This is a genomic window from Stenotrophomonas sp. 05L414_2 (genome assembly GCF_056397905.1).
In genome coordinates, this window is record NZ_JBFTOJ010000036.1 from 21,848 (window position 1) to 27,847 (window position 6,000).

The 6,000-nt window shown below is 66.0% G+C and carries 7 protein-coding genes; all 7 read left to right on the plus strand.

The annotated features are described in order from the left end of the window. The first annotated feature begins 31 nt into the window (after positions 1-31). The 7 genes from sdhA (at position 32) to AC1DJN_RS07295 (ending at position 5,949) form a co-directional block, all read left to right on the plus strand. Complete coding sequence (gene sdhA, locus AC1DJN_RS07265; RefSeq protein WP_478039039.1) at positions 32-1,822, plus strand: succinate dehydrogenase flavoprotein subunit; 1,791 nt, start codon at positions 32-34, stop codon at positions 1,820-1,822. Between the two features lie 66 nt (positions 1,823-1,888). Further along, positions 1,889-2,674, plus strand: a complete 786-nt coding sequence (locus AC1DJN_RS07270; protein WP_080149146.1) for a succinate dehydrogenase iron-sulfur subunit — start codon at positions 1,889-1,891, stop codon at positions 2,672-2,674. A gap of 73 nt (positions 2,675-2,747) precedes the next feature. Beyond that, positions 2,748-2,996 carry an FAD assembly factor SdhE gene (locus AC1DJN_RS07275; protein WP_032977868.1) on the plus strand — a complete coding sequence of 83 codons (249 nt, stop codon included), beginning with the start codon at positions 2,748-2,750 and terminating at the stop codon, positions 2,994-2,996. Continuing rightward, on the plus strand, positions 2,947-3,396 hold the full coding sequence (locus AC1DJN_RS07280; protein WP_032977865.1) for a hypothetical protein: 450 nt from the start codon (positions 2,947-2,949) through the stop codon (positions 3,394-3,396). The genes AC1DJN_RS07275 and AC1DJN_RS07280 overlap by 50 nt, the downstream gene beginning before the upstream one ends. 23 nt (positions 3,397-3,419) lie before the next feature. Continuing rightward, entirely contained in the window at positions 3,420-4,661 is a 1,242-nt protein-coding gene (locus AC1DJN_RS07285) for a lipoprotein-releasing ABC transporter permease subunit (protein ID WP_025878818.1), read from the plus strand. Beyond that, complete coding sequence (gene lolD, locus AC1DJN_RS07290; protein ID WP_478028388.1) at positions 4,654-5,367, plus strand: lipoprotein-releasing ABC transporter ATP-binding protein LolD; 714 nt, start codon at positions 4,654-4,656, stop codon at positions 5,365-5,367. The genes AC1DJN_RS07285 and lolD overlap by 8 nt, the downstream gene beginning before the upstream one ends. 132 nt (positions 5,368-5,499) lie before the next feature. After that, entirely contained in the window at positions 5,500-5,949 is a 450-nt protein-coding gene (locus AC1DJN_RS07295) for a DUF6491 family protein (protein WP_025878820.1), read from the plus strand. Positions 5,950-6,000 lie beyond the last annotated feature (51 nt).

Below are 6,000 nucleotides of genomic sequence, written 5' to 3' on the forward strand. Positions count from 1 at the left end.
GCCCAGGCGCCAAGACAGGAATCCAGACTAGATGTCCGCTTACAAGATTACCGAACACAAGTACGACATGGTCGTGGTGGGCGCCGGCGGCGCCGGCCTGCGTGCCACGTTCGGCCTGGCCGCCAAGGGCCTGCAGACCGTGTGCCTGACCAAGGTCTTCCCGACCCGTTCGCACACCGTTGCCGCCCAGGGCGGTATCTCCGCCGCGCTCGGCAACATGGGCGAGGACGACTGGCGTTACCACTTCTTCGACACCATCAAGGGTTCGGACTGGCTGGGCGACCAGGACGCCATCGAGTACATGTGCCGTGAAGCGATTCCGGCGATCATCGAGCTCGAGCACTACGGCGTGCCGTTCAGCCGCACCGCGGAAGGCAAGATCTACCAGCGTCCGTTCGGTGGCATGACCACCCAGTACGGCGAAGGCCCGGCGGCGCAGCGTACCTGCGCGGCGGCCGACCGTACCGGCCACGCGATGCTGCACACGCTGTACCAGCAGTCGCTGAAGCACGACGCACGCTTCATGATCGAGTACTTCGCACTCGACCTGATCTTCGATGACGAAGGCGCCTGCCGTGGTGTGCTGGCGCTGGACATGTCCGACGGCACGCTGCACCTGTTCCGCGCCCAGGGCGTGGTGCTGGCCACCGGCGGCTACGGYCGSGCCTACTTCWSSGCCACCTCGGCSCACACCTGCACSGGCGACGGTGGCGGCCTGGCCATGCGCGCCGGCATCGCCATGCAGGACATGGAGTTCGTGCAGTTCCATCCGACCGGCATCTACGGCGCCGGCTGCCTGATCACCGAGGGTGTCCGCGGTGAAGGCGGCATCCTGCGCAACAGCAGCGGCGAGCGCTTCATGGAGCGTTACGCACCGCACTACAAGGACCTGGCTTCGCGCGACGTGGTCAGCCGTTCGATGACCATCGAGATCCGCGAAGGCCGTGGCGTGGGCGAGCACAAGGACCACATCCTGCTCGACCTGACCCACCTCGGCCCGGGCGTGATCGACGACAAGCTGCCGGGCATCGCCGAGAGCGCGCGCATCTTCGCCGGCGTCGACGTGCACAAGCAGCCGATCCCGGTGATTCCGACCGTGCACTACAACATGGGCGGCATCCCGACCAACTACCACGGTGAAGTGGTGCGCAAGGACGGCGAGAACCCCGATGCGGTCGTGCCGGGCCTGTACGCCATCGGCGAAGCGGCCTGCGTTTCGGTGCACGGTGCCAACCGCCTGGGTTCGAATTCGCTGCTGGACCTGGTGGTGTTCGGGCGTGCGGTGGCCAACCGTTGCGCGGCGACGATCACCCCGGGCGCGGCGCACAAGACCCTGCCGGCCGACGCCTGCGACAAGGCGCTGGGCCTGCTGGACAAGCTGCGTCACGCCAACGGCGATACCCCGACTTCGGTCATCCGCGATCGCATGCAGCGCACCATGCAGGCCGACGCGGCGGTCTTCCGTACCAGCCAGACGCTGAAGGAAGGCTGCGAGAAGATGGACAAGATCTTCGACTCGTTCCAGGACGTGAAGGTCTCCGACCGTTCGCTGGTCTGGAACTCGGACCTGATCGAGACCTACGAGCTGAACAACCTGCTGCTGAATGCAGTGGCGACGATCAACTCGGCCGAGCAGCGCAAGGAAAGCCGCGGCGCACACGCGCACGAGGACTTCCCGGACCGCGACGACGTCAATTGGCAGAAGCACACCCTGGTCAGCGTGGACGAGAAGGGCAAGTGCAGCTTCGACTACCGTCCGGTGCACATGTACACGTTGACTGATGACGTGTCCGTGGTGCCGCCGAAGCCGCGCGTGTACTGATCCGACCCCGCCTAACATGCAATCCGCGCCCCCGGGCGCGGGCCGCCTGAGCCAACGAGAGCAGCCATGGCCGAGTTTTCACTCCCCAAGAATTCCAAGATCACGAAGGGCAAGCACTTCCCCGCCAAGACCGGCGGCAAGAACGTGCGCACCTTCAAGATCTACCGCTGGAGTCCGGACGACGACAGCAATCCGCGCACCGACACCTATGACGTCGATCTGGACGCCTGCGGCCCGATGGTCCTGGACGCGCTGATCAAGATCAAGAACGAGGTCGACCCGACCCTGACCTTCCGCCGCTCGTGCCGCGAAGGCATCTGTGGTTCGTGCGCGATGAACATCGACGGCACCAACACCCTGGCCTGCACCCGAGCCATCTCGGACTGCGGCAAGAAGGAAGTGCCGATCTACCCGCTGCCGCACATGAACGTGGTCAAGGATCTGGTTCCGGACCTGACCCACTTCTACGCGCAGTACGCCTCGATCAAGCCGTGGATCCGCACCCAGACCCCGGCACCGCCGGACCGTGAGCGTCTGCAGTCGCCGGAAGACCGCAAGAAGCTCGATGGTCTGTACGAGTGCATCCTGTGCGCGTGCTGCTCGACCAGCTGCCCGAGCTACTGGTGGAACGGCGAGCGTTACCTGGGCCCGGCGATCCTGCTGCAGGCCTACCGCTGGATCATCGATTCGCGCGACGAGGACACCGGTGCGCGCCTGGACGATCTGGAAGATCCGTTCAAGCTGTACCGCTGCCACACCATCATGAACTGCGCCCGGACCTGTCCGAAGGGCCTGAACCCGGCGCTGGCGATCGCCGAGATCAAGAAGCTGATGATGGAACGCCGCGCCTGATACGGTGCCGGGTAGTTGCATGACCCCAGCAGAGCCACGCCATGCGTGGCTTTGCTGTATCTGGAGAAACACAATGGATGAAGAAGTCCTGCTGAAGAAGCTGCGCTGGCGTTGCCGGCGCGGCATGCGCGAACTGGACCAGTTGTTCGGTCGCTACCTGGACCGCGAATGGAGCAGTGCGCCGACCGAAGACCGCGAGGTTTTCCTGTTCCTGCTCGATTGCGAGGACGATAAGTTGTGGCGCTGGTTCATGGGCTACGAGGCCTGCCCGCATGCACACGCCGTCCCCCTCATGCACAGGATCCTCGCCCTCAAGCCTTGAGTGGCGCCCGTCGCGGCTGCAGGCCGGCGCCCAGCTGGCGGTACTGCTGGCCGCACCGTGGCTGCTGCATGCTTCGGATCTGCCGTCCGCGCATCTGCTTCCGGCGTTGATCGGGGTCTGGGCGCTTGGCCTGGCTGAGCTGGCCTGGCGCCTGCGGCGGCGCCCTGTCGTGCTGCAGCTGCCGCCCCTGCCTGAGCTGCTGCGGCTGGACGGCGGCGATATTGCCGAGCCGCGGCTGGTGGTGCGCGGGCCCTGGCTGCTGCTGCACTGGCGCGAGGGCTGGCGTCGCAGGCGCCTGTTGTTCTGGCCGGACGTGCTTGATCGCGCACAACGACGTGAACTGCGACTGGCCGTGGCCGCACGAAGCGTTTCCCGTCGGCCCCGGTCGGTGGCACCATAGGCTGAATCGACTGGCGTGCCTGCATGTTCAAACCCATTCCCGTGGCCATTGGCCTGCGCTAYCTGCGCGCCAAGCGCCGCAACGGCTTCATCTCCTTCATTTCGATGGCATCGATCCTGGGCATCGCGCTCGGGGTGACGGTGCTGATCACCACATTGGCGGTCATGAGCGGTTTCCAGAAGGAAATCCGCAGCCGCCTGCTGCAGATGACCGCGCACACCACCATCAGCCGCGACGGCGAACCGATGCCGGACTGGATGCGCGTGGTCGATGTGGCCAACAAGGATCCGCGCGTGGCCGGTGCTGCGCCGTATATCGAGATCCAGTCGATGATCAGYGGCCCGCGCGTGCAGGGTGCGATCATCCAGGGCATCGACCCGGCACTGGAACCGAAGGTGTCGGTGATCGACAAGAAGGTCACCAAGGGCAGCTACGGCAGCCTGACCCCGGGCAGCTTCAACCTGTTGCTGGGCAAGGAACTGGCCGTCTGGCTGGGCGTGGACGTCGGTGACCAGGTGCTGGTGACCTTCGCGGAAGTGCAGGGCACGCCAGCGGGCGCGGTGCCGCGGATGAAGCGCTTCACCGTCAGCGGCATCTTCGAGGCCGGTTACAACGAGGTCGATCGCGGTGTGGGTTTTGCCAACATGAAAGACCTGGAGCGCGTACTGCGTTCCGATGGCGCCACCGGCGTGCGCCTGAAACTGCATGACATGGACCGCTCGCTGGAGGTGGGCGTGGACCTGGCGCAGAACCTCGGCGGTGCCTATCGGGTCAGCGACTGGACCCAGCAGAACGCCAACCTGTACCACTCGCTGCGCATGGAAAAAGTGGTGATGGGCATCCTGCTCTCGCTGATCATCGCCATGGGCGCGTTCAACCTGGTGTCCTCGCAGGTGATGCTGGTGACCGACAAGCAGGCCGACATCGCGATCCTGCGCACCCTCGGCCTGACCCCGGGCGGGGTGATGCAGGTGTTCATGGTGCAGGGCTCGCTGATCGGCATCTTCGGCACCCTTGCCGGCCTGATCGGCGGCATCACCCTGACCTTGAACCTGGAACGCATCCTCGGCGCCATCGAGTCGGTGTTCAACGTCAAGCTGCTGCCGGAGGATGTGTACTACATCACCGGCCTGCCGACCGACATGCAGACCAGCGACATCGTGGTGATCACCCTGGTCGCGCTGCTGATGAGCTTCCTGGCCACTCTGTATCCCGCCTGGCGGGCAGCACGCACCCAGCCGGCGGAGGCCCTGCGCTATGAATAAGGTCTTCAACCGCGGCGATGAAGTGATCCGTGCCGAAGGGCTGGGCAAGACCTACGCCGAAGGGCGCATGCAGACACCGGTGTTCGACGGGCTGGACCTGACGGTGACTGCAGGTGAGACGGTTGCGATCATCGGTGCCTCCGGTGCCGGCAAGAGCACGCTGCTGCACCTGCTGGGCGGGCTGGATACGCCGACTGCGGGCGAGGTCTATGTCACCGGCCAGCGCATGTCGGCGCTGTCGGACACCTCGCGCGGCCTGCTGCGCAACCRGKCGCTGGGTTTCGTYTATCAGTTCCACCACYTGCTGCCGGARTTCACCGCGCTGGAAAACGTGATGATGCCGGTGATGCTGGCCGGTACCGCGGTGGCCGAGGCCAGCACGCGTGCGACTGCGCTGCTGGAATCGGTCGGCCTCGGCCATCGCCTGGACCACAAGCCCGGCGAACTGTCCGGTGGCGAACGCCAGCGTGCTGCGGTGGCGCGCGCGTTGGTCAATCACCCGGCCTGCGTGCTGGGCGACGAGCCGACCGGCAACCTGGATGACCGCACCGCTGCGACCGTGTTCGAGCTGATGCTGGAGCTCAACCGTGCGCGGCATACCAGCCTGGTGCTGGTGACCCATGACCGCTCGCTGGCACGGCGTCTGGACCGGGTGCTGGAGCTGCGCGAAGGGCGCCTGCACGCGCTGGCCCACGCCGACGTCTGAGCGGCCGGGCAAGCGCCAACCAAGGTTGGCGACTACCGGATTCGATGCAGGGCCTGAACCAGGCTGCCGGCCGTTGCGCCGGCACCACCCCGGCGGGTGCATGATCGGCACAGTTCCCCCGTGGAGATGGCCATGAAGACACCACTGTTGATCGCCGGGCTGTGCCTGGCTCTGGCTGGCTGTGCCACCACCGGCCGCCTGGGCAGTGCCGAGAAGCTGGAGCTGTATCGTGCCCACGCCGGCGCACCGCAGAAGGACATGCAGTTCTTCGGCAGCCTCAATGGCTGGACCGAGCTGGGCGACAGTGCGCTGGCGGTCTGGACGCGTCCGAGCGAGGCCTACCTGCTGGAATTGAATGGTCCCTGCCAGGATCTGTCGTATGCGACCGCCATCGGCCTGACCAGCCGGATGAACCGCGTCTCGGCGCCGTTCGACAAGGTGCTGGTACGTGACCCGACCGCTGGCCCGCGCATGCCGTGCTTCATCAAGACCATACGCAAGCTGGACGTGAAGGCGCTACGCGCCTCCGAGCAGGAGCTGCGCCAGGCGCAGGTGCAGGAGCGCGAGGAATCCGCGAAATAGAGCGGTAGCGCCGGGCCATGCCCGGCGGATGGCTGGACGCCGGGCATGGCC

What these genes read in the sequence shown, in the direction of transcription:
- AC1DJN_RS07270 (WP_080149146.1), top strand. Translation starts at nt 1,889, where the DNA reads ATGGCCGAGTTTTCACTCCCCAAGAATTCCAAGATCACGAAGGGCAAG.
- AC1DJN_RS07275 (WP_032977868.1), top strand. Translation starts at nt 2,748, where the DNA reads ATGGATGAAGAAGTCCTGCTGAAGAAGCTGCGCTGGCGTTGCCGGCGC.
- AC1DJN_RS07280 (WP_032977865.1), top strand. Translation starts at nt 2,947, where the DNA reads ATGCACACGCCGTCCCCCTCATGCACAGGATCCTCGCCCTCAAGCCTT.
- AC1DJN_RS07295 (WP_025878820.1), top strand. Translation starts at nt 5,500, where the DNA reads ATGAAGACACCACTGTTGATCGCCGGGCTGTGCCTGGCTCTGGCTGGC.